The 18,786-nt window shown below is 51.0% G+C and carries 16 protein-coding genes and 1 pseudogene; 8 read left to right on the top strand and 9 right to left on the bottom strand.

The features are described 5' to 3' along the window. The first annotated feature begins 646 nt into the window (after nucleotides 1-646). From SH527x_RS04465 to SH527x_RS04475, 3 genes are all read left to right on the top strand, one after another. Nucleotides 647-1,969 (top strand): efflux RND transporter periplasmic adaptor subunit, encoded by a 1,323-nt coding sequence (locus SH527x_RS04465; RefSeq protein WP_437193452.1) that lies wholly within the window; start codon nucleotides 647-649, stop codon nucleotides 1,967-1,969. Between the two features lie 119 nt (nucleotides 1,970-2,088). Then, nucleotides 2,089-5,298 (top strand): efflux RND transporter permease subunit, encoded by a 3,210-nt coding sequence (locus SH527x_RS04470; RefSeq protein ID WP_437193453.1) that lies wholly within the window; start codon nucleotides 2,089-2,091, stop codon nucleotides 5,296-5,298. A gap of 218 nt (nucleotides 5,299-5,516) precedes the next feature. Further along, the gene (locus SH527x_RS04475; RefSeq protein ID WP_437193454.1) at nucleotides 5,517-6,092 is read left to right on the top strand and encodes a TetR/AcrR family transcriptional regulator; all 576 of its coding nucleotides are present in this window, start codon (nucleotides 5,517-5,519) and stop codon (nucleotides 6,090-6,092) included. 25 nt (nucleotides 6,093-6,117) lie between these two features. Here SH527x_RS04475 and SH527x_RS04480 read toward each other — a convergent pair whose 3' ends face one another. The 3 genes from SH527x_RS04480 to SH527x_RS04490 all read right to left on the bottom strand — a co-directional run bounded on the left by SH527x_RS04480 (nucleotide 6,118) and on the right by SH527x_RS04490 (nucleotide 7,290). After that, nucleotides 6,118-6,576, bottom strand: a complete 459-nt coding sequence (locus SH527x_RS04480) for an SRPBCC family protein (protein ID WP_437193456.1) — start codon at nucleotides 6,574-6,576, stop codon at nucleotides 6,118-6,120. 25 nt (nucleotides 6,577-6,601) lie between these two features. Continuing rightward, entirely contained in the window at nucleotides 6,602-7,027 is a 426-nt protein-coding gene (locus SH527x_RS04485) for a VOC family protein (protein ID WP_437193457.1), read from the bottom strand. A 113-nt stretch (nucleotides 7,028-7,140) separates the two neighbouring features. After that, entirely contained in the window at nucleotides 7,141-7,290 is a 150-nt protein-coding gene (locus tag SH527x_RS04490) for a hypothetical protein (protein WP_437194582.1), read from the bottom strand. A gap of 4 nt (nucleotides 7,291-7,294) precedes the next feature. On the opposite strand from SH527x_RS04490, the gene SH527x_RS04495 reads away from it, so the two are divergent. Beyond that, nucleotides 7,295-7,570: a hypothetical protein gene (locus SH527x_RS04495; RefSeq protein ID WP_437193458.1), complete on the top strand. Its 276-nt coding sequence runs from the start codon at nucleotides 7,295-7,297 to the stop codon at nucleotides 7,568-7,570. Between the two features lie 114 nt (nucleotides 7,571-7,684). Here the strand turns inward: SH527x_RS04495 and SH527x_RS04500 are convergent, their stop codons facing one another. The 6 genes from SH527x_RS04500 to SH527x_RS04525 all read right to left on the bottom strand — a co-directional run bounded on the left by SH527x_RS04500 (nucleotide 7,685) and on the right by SH527x_RS04525 (nucleotide 15,304). Then, nucleotides 7,685-8,638 (bottom strand): DUF1559 domain-containing protein, encoded by a 954-nt coding sequence (locus tag SH527x_RS04500; protein WP_437193459.1) that lies wholly within the window; start codon nucleotides 8,636-8,638, stop codon nucleotides 7,685-7,687. A gap of 228 nt (nucleotides 8,639-8,866) precedes the next feature. Beyond that, nucleotides 8,867-9,793 (bottom strand): bestrophin family protein, encoded by a 927-nt coding sequence (locus SH527x_RS04505; protein ID WP_437193461.1) that lies wholly within the window; start codon nucleotides 9,791-9,793, stop codon nucleotides 8,867-8,869. Nucleotides 9,794-9,859: 66 nt separating this feature from the next. Next, entirely contained in the window at nucleotides 9,860-10,618 is a 759-nt protein-coding gene (locus SH527x_RS04510) for a universal stress protein (protein ID WP_437193462.1), read from the bottom strand. Nucleotides 10,619-11,111: 493 nt separating this feature from the next. Beyond that, nucleotides 11,112-12,584, bottom strand: coding sequence for a sigma-54-dependent transcriptional regulator (locus SH527x_RS04515; RefSeq protein WP_437193464.1), 1,473 nt, complete (start codon nucleotides 12,582-12,584; stop codon nucleotides 11,112-11,114). Between the two features lie 39 nt (nucleotides 12,585-12,623). After that, the gene (locus SH527x_RS04520; RefSeq protein ID WP_437193465.1) at nucleotides 12,624-14,078 is read right to left on the bottom strand and encodes a two-component system sensor histidine kinase NtrB; all 1,455 of its coding nucleotides are present in this window, start codon (nucleotides 14,076-14,078) and stop codon (nucleotides 12,624-12,626) included. Between the two features lie 503 nt (nucleotides 14,079-14,581). Next, complete coding sequence (locus SH527x_RS04525) at nucleotides 14,582-15,304, bottom strand: YebC/PmpR family DNA-binding transcriptional regulator (RefSeq protein WP_437194583.1); 723 nt, start codon at nucleotides 15,302-15,304, stop codon at nucleotides 14,582-14,584. Between the two features lie 782 nt (nucleotides 15,305-16,086). On the opposite strand from SH527x_RS04525, the gene SH527x_RS04530 reads away from it, so the two are divergent. The 4 genes and pseudogenes from SH527x_RS04530 to SH527x_RS04545 all read left to right on the top strand — a co-directional run bounded on the left by SH527x_RS04530 (nucleotide 16,087) and on the right by SH527x_RS04545 (nucleotide 18,731). Then, nucleotides 16,087-16,623, top strand: coding sequence for a hypothetical protein (locus SH527x_RS04530; protein WP_437193466.1), 537 nt, complete (start codon nucleotides 16,087-16,089; stop codon nucleotides 16,621-16,623). A gap of 316 nt (nucleotides 16,624-16,939) precedes the next feature. Further along, a pseudogene (locus tag SH527x_RS04535) lies at nucleotides 16,940-17,704 on the top strand (DUF899 domain-containing protein); the annotation flags it as partial. A gap of 33 nt (nucleotides 17,705-17,737) precedes the next feature. After that, nucleotides 17,738-18,187 (top strand): SRPBCC family protein, encoded by a 450-nt coding sequence (locus SH527x_RS04540; RefSeq protein ID WP_437194584.1) that lies wholly within the window; start codon nucleotides 17,738-17,740, stop codon nucleotides 18,185-18,187. A 106-nt stretch (nucleotides 18,188-18,293) separates the two neighbouring features. After that, the gene (locus tag SH527x_RS04545) at nucleotides 18,294-18,731 is read left to right on the top strand and encodes a hypothetical protein (RefSeq protein ID WP_437193467.1); all 438 of its coding nucleotides are present in this window, start codon (nucleotides 18,294-18,296) and stop codon (nucleotides 18,729-18,731) included. The last annotated feature ends 55 nt before the right edge of the window (nucleotides 18,732-18,786 follow it).

Raw genomic sequence — 18,786 nt, forward strand, 5'->3', positions numbered from 1 at the left:
CTTCAAATGGTTCCGCTAATTGTCGCGTTACTGGCAATCCCAGTGAGATGAGTTGCATTCTGTCACAACTTAAACTCCGTCACCACTCATCGTGTGACGCAAAGATTCCAGGCAGACGACTCACCGATTCTTGCCGGGTCACCGCGATTCACGATTTCCCACTCTTGGCACAAGTAGGCTCGTTCCAGATTGCACAAAACACCTGTATTGACAACCGACCGTCCGGACGGTATTTACAAGTCAGCACATCAAATGCGAGGAAACCAAATCAGGATTTCTCCCGGGATGTTGGATCACCGTTTCCCCCGATGCTTGATGTTTGAGCAAAAAATGTCGGGGTGAAATGCACGTTTCCAGAAGCAAAACATCGATTCCAGTCCGTTTTGACTAATTGCCCCGAACCGTATTCTCGCTTGAGTGTCGGCTCGGAGCCCTTCATTAATCGCAACGGAAAACGCTGGTCATTCCCGTCGTACAAAGCACATTTCGTTCAAGGCGAACTCCGGTCTCAGCTCGCGCGTTCATCTTGCTCATAGTTCAATCTTCGATTGTTATGTCACAACTTCATCGCAATTTCGTCTTACGTTCATCTTCATCAGTACTTGGCGCGATCAAAGTGCACCGTGAACGTTCGGCACGTTTGATCATGGCAGGACTGATCTTCGGAGCCACATCAATCTTTGGTGGTTGCGGTCAGCCAAACAGTTATCAGGCTCCACCACCGCCGCAAGTTGACGTGACGAATCCGATTCAGCGAGCCGTCACCAGTTATGTTGAACAAACTGGAACCGCGCAGGCTTCAGAGAGAGTCGAGTTGCGTGCGCGTATCTCCGGTTTTTTGCACGAACGCAACTTTGAAGACGGCGACATTGTCAAAGCGGGACAGGTCCTGTTTGTCATTGACGAAGAACCGTTCAAGGTACGGTTGCAGTATGCAACGGCCAGACAAAGCGAAGCAGCCGCGAATCTCAAGAAGGCCGAACAGTCGAAAGCCAGAGAGATCGCACAAGCTCAACTTTCACTCCGCGAATCCGAGTATCAACTCGCGCGAATCAACCATGAACGTAACATCGGTCTCTTGAACCAGAATGCTCTGTCCAGACAGGAGTACGACCGAACAGAAGCAGCCATGAAGACCACCGAAGCTCAGGTGATCGCCAGCAAGGCAGAACAGGAGCAGGCTGACTTCAACTACGAAACAAATATTCTCAGTGCTCAAGCCGCCCTGGAACTCGCCAAATCAGATGTGAACACTGCGAAGATCGATCTGGGTTACTGCCGGATTACAGCTCCGATCAATGGGCGAATCGATCGTCGGGCAGTCGACATCGGCAACTATATTTCTTCTGACCAGACGCTTGTGCTTGCGACAATTGTTCAAGTCGATCCGATCTATGCGTACGTCGCAATCAGCGAGAACGATCTGGTGAAGATCCAGAAGCAACACCAGAAAGACGCGAGCAAATCCGGTATTCCAATCATGATGGGGATTGGTGACGAACGCACGTTCCCGCATCATGGAACGATTGATTACATCTCCCCGTCGGTGCAGTCAGGCACAGGCACAGTCCAGATTCGCGGAATCTTCTCCAATGCTGGCGATGTCATGCCGGGGATGTTCATTCGCGTCAGGATTCCGTCTGAAGAGCAGCCAAATGCGATTCTCGTCCCGGAACGAGCACTGGGTTACGATCAGGCTGGCACATTCGTGTATGTCGTCAACAAAGACGACGAAATCGAACGTCGTATTGTCGTTGCGAAGGACACGATTGATTCCATGAAAGTCGTCGAAGGAGATCTGAATCCGGAAGACCGCGTGATTGCAGATGGACTGCTGAAAGTACGTCCCAAGATGAAAGTGTCACCAGTCACCCCTGGCCCTCCGACTGAAGCCACACCTGCTGTCGACACATCCGGCGCTGACGCTCCTGCAAAGAAGCCCGCGGACGAATCCGCCAGTTCCAATTAAGGTAGATCAGAAGCAGGATTACACTGGGGTTCTATCGCTGATTTCCGCGATTCCCCGGTGGCTCGATCAACGTCACTTTCATTCACATGGCATGATTTCCGGACGCTGAAGGTCCAAGTATGTTTTATCGTTTCTTCATCGATCGCCCCATCTTTGCGAACGTCATTGCGATTATCACAATGATTGTTGGGGCAGTCTGTATTTTCAGCCTTCCCGTCGAACAATACCCCAAGTTGACACCACCAACGGTTCAGGTGACGGCCACCTACCCAGGGGCGAACGCGATGGTCTTGTCCGATACCGTTGCCGGCCCGCTTGAACAGGCGGTCAACGGGGTCGAGAACATGCTCTACATGAGCTCGGTCAGTTCAGACAACGGGACGTATACTCTCACCATTACGTTTGAAGTCGGGGTCGATCTCGATCAATCGCAGGTGCTTGTTCAGAACAGGATTGCCACTGCGCTGCCACGTCTCCCTCAGGAGGTGCAACGTCTGGGTGTTACCGCTCAGAAGCAGTCGACCAACATGGTGATCGTGGTCGGACTCACTTCACCGAATGGGGAATACGATGGCCTGTATCTGAATAACTATGCAGAGATTCAGGTAAAAGACATCCTGAGTCGAATTCAGGGTGTTGGGCATACTCAGGTGTTCGGAACCAGTAGCTATGGAATGCGAATCTGGCTTGATCCCGAAAAGCTGAAAGCACGCGAGCTCACGGCGAATGATGTGATCGCAGCAATCTCAGCGCAGAACGTCCAGGTTGCCGCAGGGCAGATCGGACAACGTCCCGCCAAAAGCGACCAGAACAATCAGTTCACAGTTTCCACGCAAGGACGCTTCAGTGACCCGGAACAGTTTGGAAACATCATCGTCAAATCCGTCGATGAAGGTCCGCTCGGAACGCGTCTGACACGAGTGAAAGACGTTGCCCGAATTGAACTGGGCGCGCAGACATATGCTTCATGGATGGAGATTAGCGGGATCCCTGCAGCCGGGGTCGCGGTGTTCCAGTTGCCAGGAGCGAACTCTCTGAGCGTTGCCAAGGCCGTCAAGAAGCAGATGGAAGAATTGGAGCCTCTGCTCCCTGATGGTGTCAAATACAGCATCGCCTTCAATCCAACGGAATTCGTTGAGGAGTCAATCAACGAGGTCTACAAAACGCTGATTGAAGCCGGCGTGCTGGTATTGATCGTGATTCTCGTCTTCCTGCAAGACTGGCGCGCGGTCCTGATTCCGGCAACAACGGTTCCGGTGACCATCATCGGAGCATTTGCAGCGCTGTCTGCCATGGGCTACAGCATCAATATGTTGACGCTATTCGGATTGGTACTGGCAATCGGAATTGTGGTCGACGACGCGATTGTAATTGTCGAAAATGCCGTCCACCACATTGACCGAAATCAGATGGCTCCTCGCCCTGCCACAATCAAGGCGATGAGCGAGGTGATTGGACCTGTCATCGGAATCACACTTGTTCTGATGGCGGTCTTCGTCCCGACCGTGTTCATGGCGGGAATCACCGGAAAGCTCTATCAACAATTTGCATTAACGATTGCCGCCACTGCGGTGATCAGTGCGATTAACGCTGTCACACTTAAGCCAGCTCAATGTGCTGTGTATCTTCGCCCAACCCCGGCTCGAAAGAACATCTTCTACCGTGGGTTTAACCGAGTATACGAATGGTTCGAGGGAATCTACGTTTCAATCGTCAAGGCGATTCTCCCATATGCTGCAATCATGATGTTCCTGTTCGTCGGCATCTCAGCTGGAACCGCTTACTGGTTTACGAAACTTCCAACGAGTTTCGTTCCAACAGAAGATCAGGGATATGCGATTCTTGCAGGGATGCTCGATGACGCTGCATCACTGGAACGTACAGAGGAGTTAATCGAAAAGCTCAACGGGATTCTGGGGAATACTCCAGGGGTGAAGGACTGGTTTACCATCGGGGGAATGTCGCTGCTGGATGGATCAACCGTGCCGAACGCAGTGACGATCTTCCTGACATTCGAACCGCGCGAAGTGCGCATCAAAGATCCTTCCAAATCGATGGAAGCAATCCTTGGCTCGCTTTACATGCAAACATCTGCGATTCGAGAAGCGGTTGTCTTTGCGTTCCCTCCTCCGGCGATCGAAGGTCTCGGGCAGACAGGGGGCTTCGACTTCCGCCTTCAGGATCGCGCCAACCTTGGCCTCGCACAATTGCAGGCGGTTGCTGATGAGCTTGTTCGGGACGGAATGGCTCAGTCCTCACTGACCAGTTTGCAGACTTCATTCCGAGCCGGAATTCCTCAGATCTATGTCGACATCGACCGTGATAAAGCGACGAGCCTCGGAATTCCTTTGTCGTCGATCTTTACAACATTGCAGGCGTCATTGGGGTCAGCATACGTCAACGACTTCAATAAGTTTGGTCGAACATGGCAGGTTCAGGTTCAGGCGGACCAACAATTCCGTCGTAAGCCGGAAGACATTCGCAGACTTGAGGTCCGCAATGCCAAAGGAGAAATGATTCCAGTTGGAGCGTTTGCTGAGGTCAAATTCACAACCGGCCCGCAAATGATCCCGCGATACAACCTGTATCCGAGCCTGACAATTAATGGAACAGCTGCCCCAGGAGTCAGCTCCGGGCAAGCAATGGCTATTATGGAACAAATGGCGAAGGAGAAGTTGCCACAGGGAATGGGATTCGAATGGAGCGGAATGTCATTCCAGGAAAAACGAGTCAGCGGTCAGGCGTTCTACGTGTTCGGAATGGCCGTGCTCATGGTTTATCTGGTGTTGGCTGCCCAGTATGAAAACTGGTTCCTTCCTGCAGCCGTGATCTTGGTTGTTCCACTCGCCCTTTTAGGTACTGTAGCAGCTGTTGCATATCGGGGGATGGACAACAATATCTATACCCAGATTGGTATCGTGTTAATTATTGCATTGGCAAGTAAGAATGCGATTTTGATTGTCGAGTTCGCCAAGGAACTGCGTGCTCAAGGACGCAGTATTAGAGAAGCGGCAGTCGAAGCCGCAAAGATGCGATTCCGACCGATTTTGATGACCTCATTCGCCTTCATTCTCGGGATCTTCCCTTTGGTGATCGCACAGGGAGCCGGTGCCGCAAGCAGACGATCACTCGGAACGGCCGTCTTCGGGGGGATGCTCGCTGCAACATTCCTGGCAGTGTTCTATGTTCCGATCTTCTACACCGTCATGCAGACATTGAGTGAGAAGATTCGTAAGAAATCTCCTTCCAAGCCGAACGAAGGTGGTTCAGACGATCCTCACCCTCCACTTCGAGAAGAAGAACGTCAGATCACGACGTCGTCTCATTAACATCGATTGGTTCGCAGTGTGGCCGCGTAGCACTTGGTTCTTCAATCGAACCGGTGCTCGCGTCCGACACGAGACAATAGTTCAACTTACTCGTGCAGAATTGGAGACATCGAATTCTGCATGATGTTCAAACATCATCATTCTTCTAAAGAGATCATTCTCCAACAGTCCACCGAGAGTTCAGTCACCACGTCCAAGACGTCAGATCAGGGATTTCAATGAGCACAAACGAGCCACTCAAACGAGATCCCGTTGCAACGCGCCAACTCCTGCTGGATGTCACAGCCAGTATCATTCTGGAGAAAGGCCTGTCCGGGCTGACGCTAGATGGAGTCGCGAAAGGGGCCGGAGTCAGCAAAGGGGGCCTACTGCACCACTTCCCGAGTAAGCAACATCTGATTGACGCACTCATCACGTCGATTCATCAGCAGTTTGTCGAGAAATTGAAACGAACTGCTGATGCAGATCCAGACGAGATCGGGAAACAGACGCGCGCTTACCTGAAAGCGGGAACGCTCGATCGAGATGACAGTGCTGCGAGATTGTGTAATGTGATTTCCGTTGAGGACCGAGGAAATCAAACAATGAAATCTCTTTGGAGCAATTTTCTCGCATCAATGCTCGATCCAAAGAACACCGGAGGAGCCGATCCTGTCATGCTCGCCATTGTACGATTAGCCACAGACGGGCTCTGGCTGGCAGAGATCGAAGGCGTTTTCGTTGGATCCCCGGAATTGCGGCAGGCAATTATTCAGCGACTGCAAGAGATGACGCGAATCCCTGCTCCGCAATAATCCCCTCCATGTCGCAGAGGTGCGGTTATCCTTCGTCAGGGATGTTCGGTTCGACAAGCTTGGCAAGTGAGCAGAGCGATTCCTGCCAGCCGACATAGCACATCTCCGGGGGAATCACCGCAGGCACTCCTTCCTGAACAATGCTCAACTCCGTTCCACAAAGAACCGGACACATCGTCACTGTGACCGTCATGTCTCCCGGCAAATTCGGATCGTCGAACCGATCAACATATTGAATTCGCTCGTTCGGAACGATCTCCACAAATTTCCCTGCCCAGGAATGTGATTTTCCTGTGCCAAAATTCGTGAATGACATCCGGTAAGTCCCGCCTACGACGGGATTGAATTCATACACCTTGCCGATGAAGCCATTAGGCGGTAACCAACGGCATTTCGCATCGGCATCGAGAAATGCCTTGAAGACACGTTCAACCGGCGCGCACAGAACTCGATGCAGCCGAATCGTATTGGTCGTTGTACTCATTGAGTGGCTCATCAATTACGAATGTCTAACAGGCCGGGTCATCTGCAACACAAAACATCCAGCTGACACCAAAGCGGTCTGTCAGCATTCCGTAGCGTTCGTTCCAGAACGTTTTCGCTAATGGCATCGAAATCGTCCCGCCATCGGCGAGCGCATTGAATGCCTGTTCTACTTCTTCGACAGTCGGAAAAGAGAGCGACAGTGAAAATCCAGAAACTCGCGTCGTGTCATCACAGCCATCAGAGGCATACAGCTGTGTCTTTCCGATCTCAAATGCGGCGTGCATCACCTTATTCTCAAAACCAGGCGCGAGAACTCCCGGTGGTGGCGGATCAGGTGATTCATTAAAGCGAAGCACCATTCCGACTTTGGCATCAAGGGCCTTCGTGTAGAACTCCAGAGCTTCTTCACAACGTCCACTCAAAAACAGATAGGGGCTGACAGCCGACATACAATCTCCCCTCAGTTACTTAACGAACGAAAACAATTCAGCGGCGCGGGAACCGGCAATCATCCTTTCTACATTAGCGTTTAGAGCTCTGCCCGCAATAAGAAATTCGCTCACTATGAAAGAGCGTCTGTAATCGGTTTCGCTTCCGGGTCAACCAGACGTATTGGTCGGTCGACATTCGACATATTCTGCTTGGCTGGATCGAGCCCCAGAGCAAGGCAAATCGTCGCCAGCAAATCAGGAACAGCAACCGGCGAGACAATCGAGGTGTCGTCTGTGGATCAGGGCGACACTGGTGAAAAAGCCGAGGACGCTGCTGCCAATCAAGGAGTGGAACTGCGAGTTGTCAAGCTGCCGTACGCCAAGGAAGGGTCCGTTCTCCTACCTCTCGCTGGGGGGGAACACACGTTTGCCTGGCTCGGGCGATCTCGCAGGCTGGCAACAGACTACGAACGACTGGCTGAAGTCTTGGCCGACTGGCACTGGGTGGCCATGGTTGCCCTGCTACTCAAATGCGCTCCGCTTGTCACTCAGAGTTCATAACAGAGACGAGAACGTTGCCTCGACTCAATTCAGGGGTCCTTATCGGATCGTCAGCACGGCAACGACCGTGTGGGCTTTGCTTCGGAACCCATCAGATTAGAGTGGTCACACCACTTAGAACGCTGAGACAACTTCTCCACCAGCCCGAGTTGTCAAAGAATCGTAGACATTCACATCAAGATTCTGAGACAGGAACTGAACCGAACCATCAGCGAGTAAGTGATGGGCTCCACCTGTGTGCTGGCTGGAAGGGCCCCAGGTCTGCTGCACTCCACCCATTGCCGACGGATAATACACGGTGTAGTTGATTGCGACCGAGTTCCCAGCAAATGGTGGCCCGGCCATTGGATTTGCCCAGCGAGCACAGATTGTCGCGGCGGAGCCATCGATCCAGACAGACGCATTTTCTTCTTTGGATTCCGCAATCAAAATTGTGTTTGAAGTTCCGTCAGTGATGTCACGAAATCCGGTGCGTGATCGAGGATACATGATCCCTTGGGCCGGAAAAGCGGCTTGGCCGGAAAGCCCCATCACATTGACTGCCCCCAAGGCCACGTAATTCCGAATAGCAAATCGGTCAAACGTCAGATTCCCTGCTGTCCACACAGCGTCTTGAGAGTACATCCCGCCAGTGTAACTTGGACAGAGATACGTGGAGATCGAGCTTGCAGCGACATCGCGATTCACAGGATCAAGCGATGAGATATTGTAGTTAATCTTGTTATACAAATTTGCGCCGTCCAGATACGGAAGAATTAGACTGGCGAAACTGTGGAGGTGAATGGCTGGATCACGATTCGCACTTTTCGTTGAATCCCACTGCCAGGCCCCTGCGACGAACCCACTTGTGCTGGACGGCGGGAAAACACCAAAGGTGCCTTCATAGTTATGGAGAGCCAGACCCATTTGCTTCAGATTGTTCTTGCACTGCGAGCGACGGGCAGCTTCACGTGCCTGTTGGACAGCAGGAAGCAGAAGTGCGATCAGGATCGCAATGATCGCGATCACAACAAGCAGCTCAATCAACGTGAAACCACGTTTGTGTCGAAGGAGGGAGGCGGACAGCATTATGCATGTCTCCTGAGAGGTGAGGGCCCTTTAGCGTTGCCCATCCAAGAACGTGCAACGTTTCGATATCCTGCCAAACACCCCGTCTTACTGTCAATCGTACGAACGTTTGAATATTGCAAAAATGACGTAGATTCTCAACGATCGCGCACACAATGTGGAACCCTCCCCGATCCCACATCAAGCATTGAATCAGTAGACACTCCCCACCACGACGACAGCCTCCGTTCAGACGTTGGCATGGCTGACAACGACTTTCGGCTCTTCAATCTCTTTGGTGATCGGATAGGTGTCTTCGTAATTCATGGCACAGAGGTTGTCGTGTATTGTCTCGCCAATTTGGTCCAATGGGAGGTGACTCATACGGCTTTTGGAGAATGGATTTTCCAACTCAATTCCGATTTGATCCAGCGATAGCAAAGGGAATGCAACGAGAACCGTCAGGAAGGGAGTCATCGCCCCTGAGCGGTCCACAATTGCGATTGGAAGGACAAACAGGAACAGGAACAGAAACTTCCTGACTTTGACTGAGATCACTTGAGCAAGCGGCGTTTTCAGAATTCGCTCGCAGGCACCGACATGGTCAATCAGAAGTGTCCGCTGCTCCTCTGCTTTCATGTAGGCGAATCCGTCCATGCCGTAGTCCTCGCGAGCCTGCCTCAACAGCAACGCGATTCGGGTCGCGACATAAACTGGAAGATGCTTCGCCTTCTGCAGTTCTTTCAGATCAGTCGGACTCAGGAATGACTTGAGATCACTGAGATCGCGTTCACCACGTAAGCTGTGTTTGGCGATGTAAGGGTACGCAGAGACCCATCGCAGGAACGAATCCTGCCACTTCTTGTTATCCGGCCCGTAAGAGACGGCAATGATTCCAAGATTGCGACACTGATTGACGATCCCGCCCCAAAGCTTTCGACCTTCGTACCATCGATCGTAACCAGAGTTCGTTCGCAGCACGAGCAGAAGCGCCATCACTGCCCCGATGATCTCGTACGGCGCGACACCCAGATCAACGTTGATCTTGAAGACGTGATTTGTTGTCCACCAGACAATGACGCCCCAGATGCCAAATGCCAGGACTCGCCATATCACTCGGGGAGTAATCGTCCCGTTGATGGCAAAGACATCTCTCCAGTAGCTTCTGTTTTCCATATTGAGCTCAGCTTGTCGTCTATCGCGTCCGGGCGAGGTCAGCCACATTCAAACTTGATTGACAACTTACGCAGAATAGACAGAGGCCGTTGTTCTGCTTATTAAACGGCTCGCGACATGCCCCAGAACTTTGTCCATCACCAATGAAGACTTCCTCACTCCATAGACCACGAGGTCCGCCTTCCAGTTATTGACATATTCAGGCAAGACTTTGGCAGGGTTCCCGACGAGATACCCGAGTTCGCAAGATTCGAACTTCGACTTAATCAGCTCATATTGGCCTCGCAGCAGATGCTCACCCTCTTCTTGAGTCGGGGCGATTGCCAGAAGCCGATACGTCAGATTTGGAAAGAGGTCTTGTGCAATGAAGGTTTTGATCGTCCTGCTGCATTCAGTCGAGCCATCATGCACGAGCAGGATTCGATCAATGCTGGTCGCTTGCTCCCGCAGCACCATCGTCGGGGCATGTGATTTGAAAATCGTATTGAGCGAATACTTGGTGCTCAGTTCATTCGGTGTCGACTTGTCTTTCAGCCCGACCGCGGTAATCAGCAGATCGTAGAACCGGGATTCTCTCTGTAGGATTTCCGACGCTTTGCCTTGTCGACTTTGAAGTTCAAAATCCAGGCCCGCTGCGAGGCACGCAAATGTAAAGTTCGAGCGGAGTTCTTCCCGATTCTTTTCACAGTCGGAAAGCCGCATGTATTCGTACGCAGCCGATGCAGCACTGCCTTCATCGTTGATCTGTTCGAGCAGATGAGACGTGTCCGTAATTGCCAAGCCACATAGTTTCGCGTTGTGGCGTTTGGCGATCTCAACTGCCATCGCGGATTGCCTTGCACCATCTCGCTGATCAGTGAAATGCAGCAAGATTCTGGAAATGCTGTTCCGTCGAGCTTTGAATGTGGAGGGCAATTCGAAATGCAGGCTCATATCCGTTGATTCTTTTCGTCCTGCAAACAGGCTCGACATGGTCTGGCTGGGCTCAGTGCCGTCATTCCCACATTCAGGTGGAAAGGGGACGGATGAAAACCTTGAGCCGACACAAATCAGTCGAGTGTTCACAACATGCGATGAAGAGGCTGTACGAATGCGTTTAACGCAACCAACATGCCGACTTCTGGTGAATCCAGAAAATGGTCATGAATTGTGCAGCGTGGCAGCAATGAAAGGATACTGCCGTCGTTCTTCAGAGATTTGATTCGCCGAAAGCAAGAGCCTGTGAATTCGATACGATCGAAACTGGCGTGTACAGGCTCTGAACAGACTGACCAATGGCTACACAGATCGACGAGTCGCCACTGAATTTGATTAAGAATTAGTCATGTTGAACAGAATCTGCACAGAGCAAGGACTCTTTGAGTTCTTCGAGTTCACTCAGTCTGTTGCGCAAAGTGGTTCGAGAGATCCCCAGGATCTGAGCTGCCTGAACCTGATTTCCGTCCACGTTTTCAAGAACTTTCTTCAGCAGCAGATCATCAACAGTCATGTGAATTTTGCGATAAAGATTTCGGTTGTTCGACGAAATCTGATCACTGATGAGCTTGGAAAGTGACACAGAGTCTGGCGCCTGATTCTCTATCAGCTCAAGACCGGCAATCTCCCCTCTCAAATGCGGTGGGAGTGCTCCTGAGGTAATAGTGTCGCCCACTGCATACAGCAGGGCGTAGCGAATGACAGATTGCAGTTCTCGAATGTTGCCAGGCCAGTGATATGCCTCAAGACATTGCATGGCTTCCGCTGTCACAGTCTGGACATTCTTGCCGAGTTCAACTTTGAACTTCTTCACAAAATGACTGACCAGGAGTTCCAGATCTTCAATCCGTTCCCGAAGGCTGGGAACCTCAATCACGAACCCCTTCAGGCGATAAAACAAGTCCTCTCGAAACTCGCCTTCCGCGACCATTTTCTCAAGGTTTCTATTGGTCGCCGCAATGATTCGGACGTCAGAGTACCGTGTCTCATTGCAGCCAACAGGCTGGAAGCTGCCATCCTGCAAGAGCCTCAAAACCTTTGCCTGTGTGGCACTCGACATGTCGCCGATTTCGTCGAGGAAGAGAGTTCCTCCATGGACCTGTTCAAACTTCCCAATGCGGCTTCGATCTGCACCTGTAAACGCGCCACGTTCATGCCCAAACAACTCGCTTTCAAGAATTGTTTCCTGAATCGCGGCACAATTGATCGCAAGGTATGGACCATCGGCGCGCAAGCTGTGATCGCGAATTGCTTCAGCGATCAGTTCCTTACCGCTTCCGCTCTCCCCTTGAATCAACACCGTGATATCCTGAGGAGCGACACGACCAATCGCCTTGAAGACCTGTTGAATCCCGACAGAATTTCCAACGATCTTCTGCTCGGACCGCAGATCTGCGTTGTGATCCAGCAATGTCGACTGCTGATCAATTCGGCTGATCTCAAGTGCACGTGCAACTAAATCGCGCAGGACATCGAGTTCAATCGGCTTGATCAGATATTCATAAGCCCCGCGTTTCATCGCTTCGACAGCATTCTCCATCGTGGAAAACGCCGTGATAATAATGACCGGCAAGCTCGGGTTGATCCGGTGAATTTCGGTGAAAACATCCAGTCCGTGACCATCTGGAAGTCTGACATCCAGCACGACGGCATCAGGGTTTTCGAGCTGAACTTTTCCAATGCCTGACGCGGCGGTGTCCGCAGTAATGACTTCGAGATTCTCGTTACGAAGAGCTTTCTTCATCGAATAAAGAAGGTTTTGTTCATCATCAATGATCAACAATTTTCTTAATTCGTGCTTGATCCCATTACTCATACGTCACTTCGAATAAGAATCTTATGGATGTCAGAGAAATCAGGCGGAATATGGCAAAACGACTGTAAACATTGCTCCCCCGCGATCATTTGCACCAAACGAAATTGTTCCACCGTGCTGCTTCACAATTCGCTGACTGACCGGGAGTCCTAACCCTAAGCCTGTCTCTTTGGTGCTGTAGAAGGGTTCAAACAATCGTTCTTCAGTAATATCCCCCAAACCCGGCCCATCGTCAGACACCTGCAATTGGCAGACCAACTTTCCATCAAATCTCACTTGTTCAACTTTAAGACACACGACTCCCATGGGAGGGGTGACCTGAATCGCATTCAGAAGCAGATTCAACAGAACCTGCTTAATCCGCGGCGGGTCAATATTCAGCCTGACGCTTCCTGAAGGTTTCAGGTACTGCATCTGGATCTGTCTGGCGTCGACCAGTCGTTGAACAAGACCTAACGTTGATTCAATCAACGGACAAATGTCGGTCAAGGATCTTCGAAGTTGCTGAGGTCTCGCAAATTCGAAGAAATCGTCGAGAAGCATTTCAAGGCGGCGAATCTCGTCATCAAGAATATGCAGATCGTGATCGTCAATCCCGGCCGATCCCGGTTTCAGCGCGTGTTGAACAAGTAACTTCATGGACATCAACGGATTGCGGATCTCATGAGCAATCCCGGCAGCGAGCTGTCCTGCCGTCGCGAGTTGCTCCGCATGCAGGATCTCCTGATGCCGTTTCTGAAGCTGATTCACAACGATCTCAACTTCACCAAAAAGCTTCTCAAGTGCAGGTCTGAGATCTGCCAGATCAAAAGATTTCGACACGATGATCGGTTTCGTGACTTCGCTCAATTTTCCGGCGACGTCGATGATTGGGAGTTGCACCTGAACGAGGTTAATGCTGATCGATCTCGCAATTCCATAACCAGCCAGAAGCGACATCACGGAACCGAGGACACCAATGACCAACAGCCACTGCACAAGCGAGTTCGTACGATGCGCTTCCTCTGAAAGACTTTTCTTCAACAAGTCTTCGTCGTAGCTCACCATGGTCCGTGCGACTTCAAGAACTTCGGTTCGCAGAATCAAATTCGCATGATCAACGACGGGAATGATTTCGACCTTTGAAGCATCCCAGACATTGGGTTCGAAAATCACCCCATTAAACTTGCTGAGCCCTCGTTGAATCTCAGCTAAGAACTCACGTTCTCTTTCGGAACTGGCGCTCAACTCCGCTTCGGTCAACCAGTGAGAGATTTCGATCTGCAACGGAATTACGCGGTTAAGCTGCCCCTTGGCAACATCCATCGAAACATCGAGATCGAGCTTTATTCGAAGCTGGTCCAGCCAATGTTGCAGACCGAGAATCTTGAGTTCCAGCTCGAATGCATTCTGAATGCCATTCACCTTGGTGACGAGCAACGACTCCGACTGTGAATGCACTCTCTGAAGTTGCAGTGCGCCGTAGATCGCAATCAACAGTAAGAAGAGACTCATCCCAACGACGAGCAATGAAAGACGATTAACAGTGTGAAATCTGTTTTTCAGAATTTGCTTAATGGGAAACATACGTTTGCGTGGAACCACATGGGGGTCCGGAAAAGTCCATCAGTGCGAATTTCACTTGGCGTCTGCAGCAATCAACCACAACGCCGAGTCGGTCCCCCTCCCTGCCTGCATTTTCTTCTGTAACCCGAATTGAAGGGGGGCCGGATTCTATCGGATTTCACCGGCATTGAATCCCCTGATCAGAAAGCTGAAAGAGGCACACCTTGGAATCGCTTGCGCAATCCCTATCCAATTCAGAGTTTGCGCAATTGAAGAAATGAATCCAGTTTTTTTCTTCGGAGCGGCTCAGCCTTCCAGAATCTGACCAACTCCTTCCAGCTCACCATTGAAGCCTGAGCTCTTCACTGAGCCTGGCTGGCGCCAAGACATCACAAAAAAAGCCTGCAATGAAGCAGGCTTTCTTCCCAGGTGATGCTGAATCAATGAGAGACCTATTCGGTCAAATCAACATTATGGAAGACCTCTTGAACGTCTTCGCAGTCGTTCAGCATATTCATGAATTTATCGAACATCGGCTTGTCCTCAGCTGGAATCGCCTTGGTGCTCTGTGGAAGAAGAGTGATCTCCTGAGCATCCAGTTCGAGGTCAGGAAAGGCTTTCAGCAAAGCACTCTTGGCTTTGTAAAGTTCAGCTGGAGGGGCAAAGATCGTCAGGGAACCTTCCTTGGATTCGACATCAATTACGTTGACGTCCTCTTCCAGCAAGGCTTCAAGGACCTGATCTTCGTTGTCGCCCTTGAACTGCAAGACTGCGAGTTGATCAAACCACAGTGCGACTGAACCTGGCGCTCCCAACTTGGAACCGGTCTTTGTGAAACAGTTGCGGACCTCTGAAATCGTTCTTTGATTGTTATCCGTCAAACAATCGACGACGACCATGCAACCGCCAGGCCCAAATCCCTCGTATCGGGCAGGCAGGAAGTTTTCACCACCAACGCCACGCGCCTTCTGGATTGCCTTTTCAATAACGTGAGCAGGAACCTGATCTCGTTTGGCTTTTTCGATCAAACTTCGCAAAGCGGGGTTGGCTTCGGGGTCGGGAGCCCCATTCTTCGCAACGACGTACACTTGCTTGCCATACTTGGAGTACAGCTTCGATTTCTGACCTGCGGTTTTGAAGATCGCATTCTTGCGATTCTCGAAATCTCTCCCCATCCCCTTCTCCTCTTCGTCATATGGCGCGGCCCGGAGCGTCTTCAATTCCATGGACGCTGCGCGAGAATCGCGATAAGCACTGACAGTATCGATTTAGGGCACAGGCGACCAGAGAAAGACCGCTAAGTTTCAGAGCCACTGCATGACAATTCTCTGATCGATGTGGCCTGAAACAAGGGAAGATTTCCTATAGAAATGCACTCAAATTCTGAAATTCGTCCAGCAAACAGGTGAGACAGGAAAACTGAAGATTCTTCTCCCACTGATGAAACGTGCTGTTGAATTTGAGTCATTGTGCCACCTCCCGACCACAGTCAGGACCACCGAGATGTCATTTCCGTAACAAACTTACACGTAATGTTTTACGATGACACCTCAATTGTCGTTGCTAGCCAAATGCAGGGATTCTTCCGATTATGAAAACCCGAGACAACCAGATCGCACTGAAATAGGGAGTCGCGCCCTTTTCACGCATTTCGAAGCAGTTATCCGACGCATTGATGTCAGACGCTATGTGTTCCACAGATTGGGTCGTGAATTGGCAGTCGAGAGATTCAGGCGGCTTCCAATTTCTTGAAAATCCAGATTCTCGCTGATGAACGATCTTCGATTGAGAACTGCGCTCGGCTTCCAGTCTTGAAACCTTACGGTTCGATTACGGAAGACATTGTTTTCATTTCATAAAAAGACGGCATCGCGTGTCGATTCGAAGAGAGCTCATTCGACAACTCTTTGTTCAGGTGATTCAAAGAACTCATCTTTATGAATGAAGGAATGATGCCATGTTACGAAATCTGCTGATTCTGGGTCTGTTGTGTGCAGGTCTGACGTTGTCAGCCAATGCAGATGACAAACACGACCATGCACCTGCGATGCCAACAAACGCTGGCTTCGAGAAATTGAAATCTCTTGTTGGAACTTGGGTGTCGGTTGATGAGAAAGGCAAGCCGACAGATCAGGTCGTTTCGGTGATTCGATTGACCGCTGGAGGGAGTGCAATTCAGGAAACACTATTCCCCGGCGAGCCACACGAGATGATCTCGATCTATACGCCTGAAGGTCCAGATGTGGTGATGACGCACTATTGCATGTTGGGGAACCAACCTCAGATGAAGGCCAGTTCCAAGTCATCCGATAACAAGTTGAAATTTGAATTCATCGGGGGCACGAACCTGAACCCGAAGAAAGATAAGCACATGCACTCAGCCGTGCTCACGATTGTCGATGAGAATCACTTCGAAGTCGACGGAGTTGCATGGGAGAACGGCGCACCTGCTAAAGAGCTGTGCGGAAAAATGCAGCTCGCCCGCAAGAAGTAAAGAAGATCACATCCAGAATTCAATCGGGTGGCTGACTCGCATCAATGATGCAGTCAGACCGCCCCTTTCGATCTTCATGACAGCGGCGAAAATCAGCTGAAGCTGAAAACTCCAGCACCAAAACAGGACGCCACCAGGTACAATCAAGCCGTGAAAGCATTCTGGAATTCACGGCTGATTACTCGGATGAGAACGTTTTCAAGATCCGCACTCAAGCGACTTGCGGCTGAAAACGAACTCTGGAAACAAGCGTTGGCAGCCGCCACTCATTATGTCCACTCACGATCGTTAGTCATCCAAATCAGGATCACATGAGATGCCGCACTCCACTGGAAGTCGAGAAGAATGGCTGGCAGCAAGACTCGAACTGCTTCAGGAAGAGAAAGAACTGACGCGGCGGAGTGATGAGTTGGCGAAGAAGAGACAGCAACTCCCCTGGGTACGAGTCGACAAAGAGTATCTGTTCGAGACAAGTGAGGGAACAGCCTCCTTGCCAGACTTGTTTCAAGGTCGCTCGCAACTGCTTGTCTACCACTTCATGTTTGGCCCGGACTACACCGCAGGATGTCCCTCCTGCTCCTCCATCGCAGACGGATTCAATGGAATCGCGGAGCATCTGTCGCACCACGACGTCATGCTTTGGGCCGTCTCCAGCGGACCTCTCGCGCGGCTTCTGCAGTTTCGCCAGCGGATGGGGTGGACATTTCCCTGGGCATCGTCATGCGGAAATGACTTCAACTTTGATTTCAATGTGTCATTCACTGAAGATCAGCAGCGAACAGGTAAGATCGAATACAACTACCATCATGAAGGCCACGGAATGGACTCCGATACGCCTGTTCCAGAGTCGCTTGTTCAGATCGCCAGAAGTTGCGGGACCGACGCACCCGCTTACACTCGTGATCGCCCAGGCATGAGTGCTTTCGTGATGGAAGAGGGCGTCGTCTATCACACATACTCTGCGTATTCCAGAGGTGTCGACGGTCTCTGGGGGATGTACCAGTGGTTGGACCGAGCTCCCAAGGGAAGAAATGAAGCTGATGGCTATTGGCTGCACCGCAGAGGTGAATATGAACCGCGTCTGCAAAGCCTCGACTGCAGCTCTTCAGACTCGATCCTCAGCACCAGTCGAGTTCTTCCGTTCTCCCCAGACAAGGTCTTTTCTGCGTTCAAGCGACCTGAACTGCTTGCTCAATGGTGGGGCCCGAACGGCTTCAGCAATACATTCGAGCAATTCGAATTTGTTCCTGGCGGAAACTGGGTCTTCACAATGCACGGACCTGACGGGAAGAACTATCACAATGAGAGTTCTTTTCGCGACATTCAATCGGACAGCAAAGTCGTCATTGATCACATATCGCAACCACGGTTTACCCTCACCGTGACACTCACGGCTCAGGATGAGAAGACCCATATTTCCTGGGTTCAGAAATTTGAAAACGGAGAAGTTGCAAGTCGAGTTCGAGCAATCTGTGGACCGGGTAACGAACAAAATCTCGACCGGCTCACAGCTCTGCTTGCGAGGGAATGTTCCAAAGATCATTCAGAGAAATTAAAGGCATGAACGCGGCGACGAACTCATGTCTCGGATTGCTTCCCAGATGGGCATGTTGCGACTAACAATTCAGCCAACTCATCGAATTCAGCCCACTCATCAAGGACCGGAGCCCATGCAATTGATAACTGCAGTTCGAATATTCGGGGCTCTCTTCGCGGCAGTTGTCACGGCTCTCATCTTGCTGATCGCAGTCGAATTTTTCAGCTCGATCGTCCATCCGCCTCCTGCCGACTTCAAAGGGACTCAGCAGGAGATTGATGACCTTGTCAAACGATATCCCGATTGGGTCTTAGCCCTTGTCGTTCCCATGTGGGGTTTCACGGCGTTCATCTGCACCTGGATTGCTGGTCGAATAGGAAACCGTGTTTGTGCTGCGAGCGTCGGGTTCCTCTTCACAGCATTGGTCGTCTGCAATACGTCGATGCTTCCCTATCCCGTCTGGTTCAAAATTCTCATGCCGATCATTGCTCTGGCCGCAGTCATTTTGAGCTATCTCTCGCTGATCCGTCGCTCAACTCCAGCGACTCTCACGACCAAGCAGCTCGATTGAAGGTAGGATGGCCCTCGTCTGTGAATCGAAAATCGGACAAGACTTGGAACGTTAG

The sequence above is a fragment of the Planctomicrobium limosum genome (genome assembly GCF_051465645.1).
In the GTDB taxonomy this organism is placed as follows: domain Bacteria; phylum Planctomycetota; class Planctomycetia; order Planctomycetales; family Planctomycetaceae; genus Planctomicrobium.

Coding starts and splice junctions, on each gene's coding strand:
- SH527x_RS04520 (WP_437193465.1), bottom strand. CDS start 14,078: ATGAGTCTCTTCTTACTGTTGATTGCGATCTACGGCGCACTGCAACTT.
- SH527x_RS04510 (WP_437193462.1), bottom strand. CDS start 10,618: ATGGCAGTTGAGATCGCCAAACGCCACAACGCGAAACTATGTGGCTTG.
- SH527x_RS04480 (WP_437193456.1), bottom strand. CDS start 6,576: ATGAGTACAACGACCAATACGATTCGGCTGCATCGAGTTCTGTGCGCG.
- SH527x_RS04525 (WP_437194583.1), bottom strand. CDS start 15,304: ATGGGGAGAGATTTCGAGAATCGCAAGAATGCGATCTTCAAAACCGCA.
- SH527x_RS04515 (WP_437193464.1), bottom strand. CDS start 12,584: ATGAGTAATGGGATCAAGCACGAATTAAGAAAATTGTTGATCATTGAT.
- SH527x_RS04470 (WP_437193453.1), top strand. CDS start 2,089: ATGTTTTATCGTTTCTTCATCGATCGCCCCATCTTTGCGAACGTCATT.
- SH527x_RS04530 (WP_437193466.1), top strand. CDS start 16,087: ATGTTACGAAATCTGCTGATTCTGGGTCTGTTGTGTGCAGGTCTGACG.
- SH527x_RS04465 (WP_437193452.1), top strand. CDS start 647: ATGGCAGGACTGATCTTCGGAGCCACATCAATCTTTGGTGGTTGCGGT.
- SH527x_RS04485 (WP_437193457.1), bottom strand. CDS start 7,027: ATGTCGGCTGTCAGCCCCTATCTGTTTTTGAGTGGACGTTGTGAAGAA.
- SH527x_RS04500 (WP_437193459.1), bottom strand. CDS start 8,638: ATGCTGTCCGCCTCCCTCCTTCGACACAAACGTGGTTTCACGTTGATT.
- SH527x_RS04545 (WP_437193467.1), top strand. CDS start 18,294: ATGCAATTGATAACTGCAGTTCGAATATTCGGGGCTCTCTTCGCGGCA.
- SH527x_RS04505 (WP_437193461.1), bottom strand. CDS start 9,793: ATGGAAAACAGAAGCTACTGGAGAGATGTCTTTGCCATCAACGGGACG.
- SH527x_RS04475 (WP_437193454.1), top strand. CDS start 5,517: ATGAGCACAAACGAGCCACTCAAACGAGATCCCGTTGCAACGCGCCAA.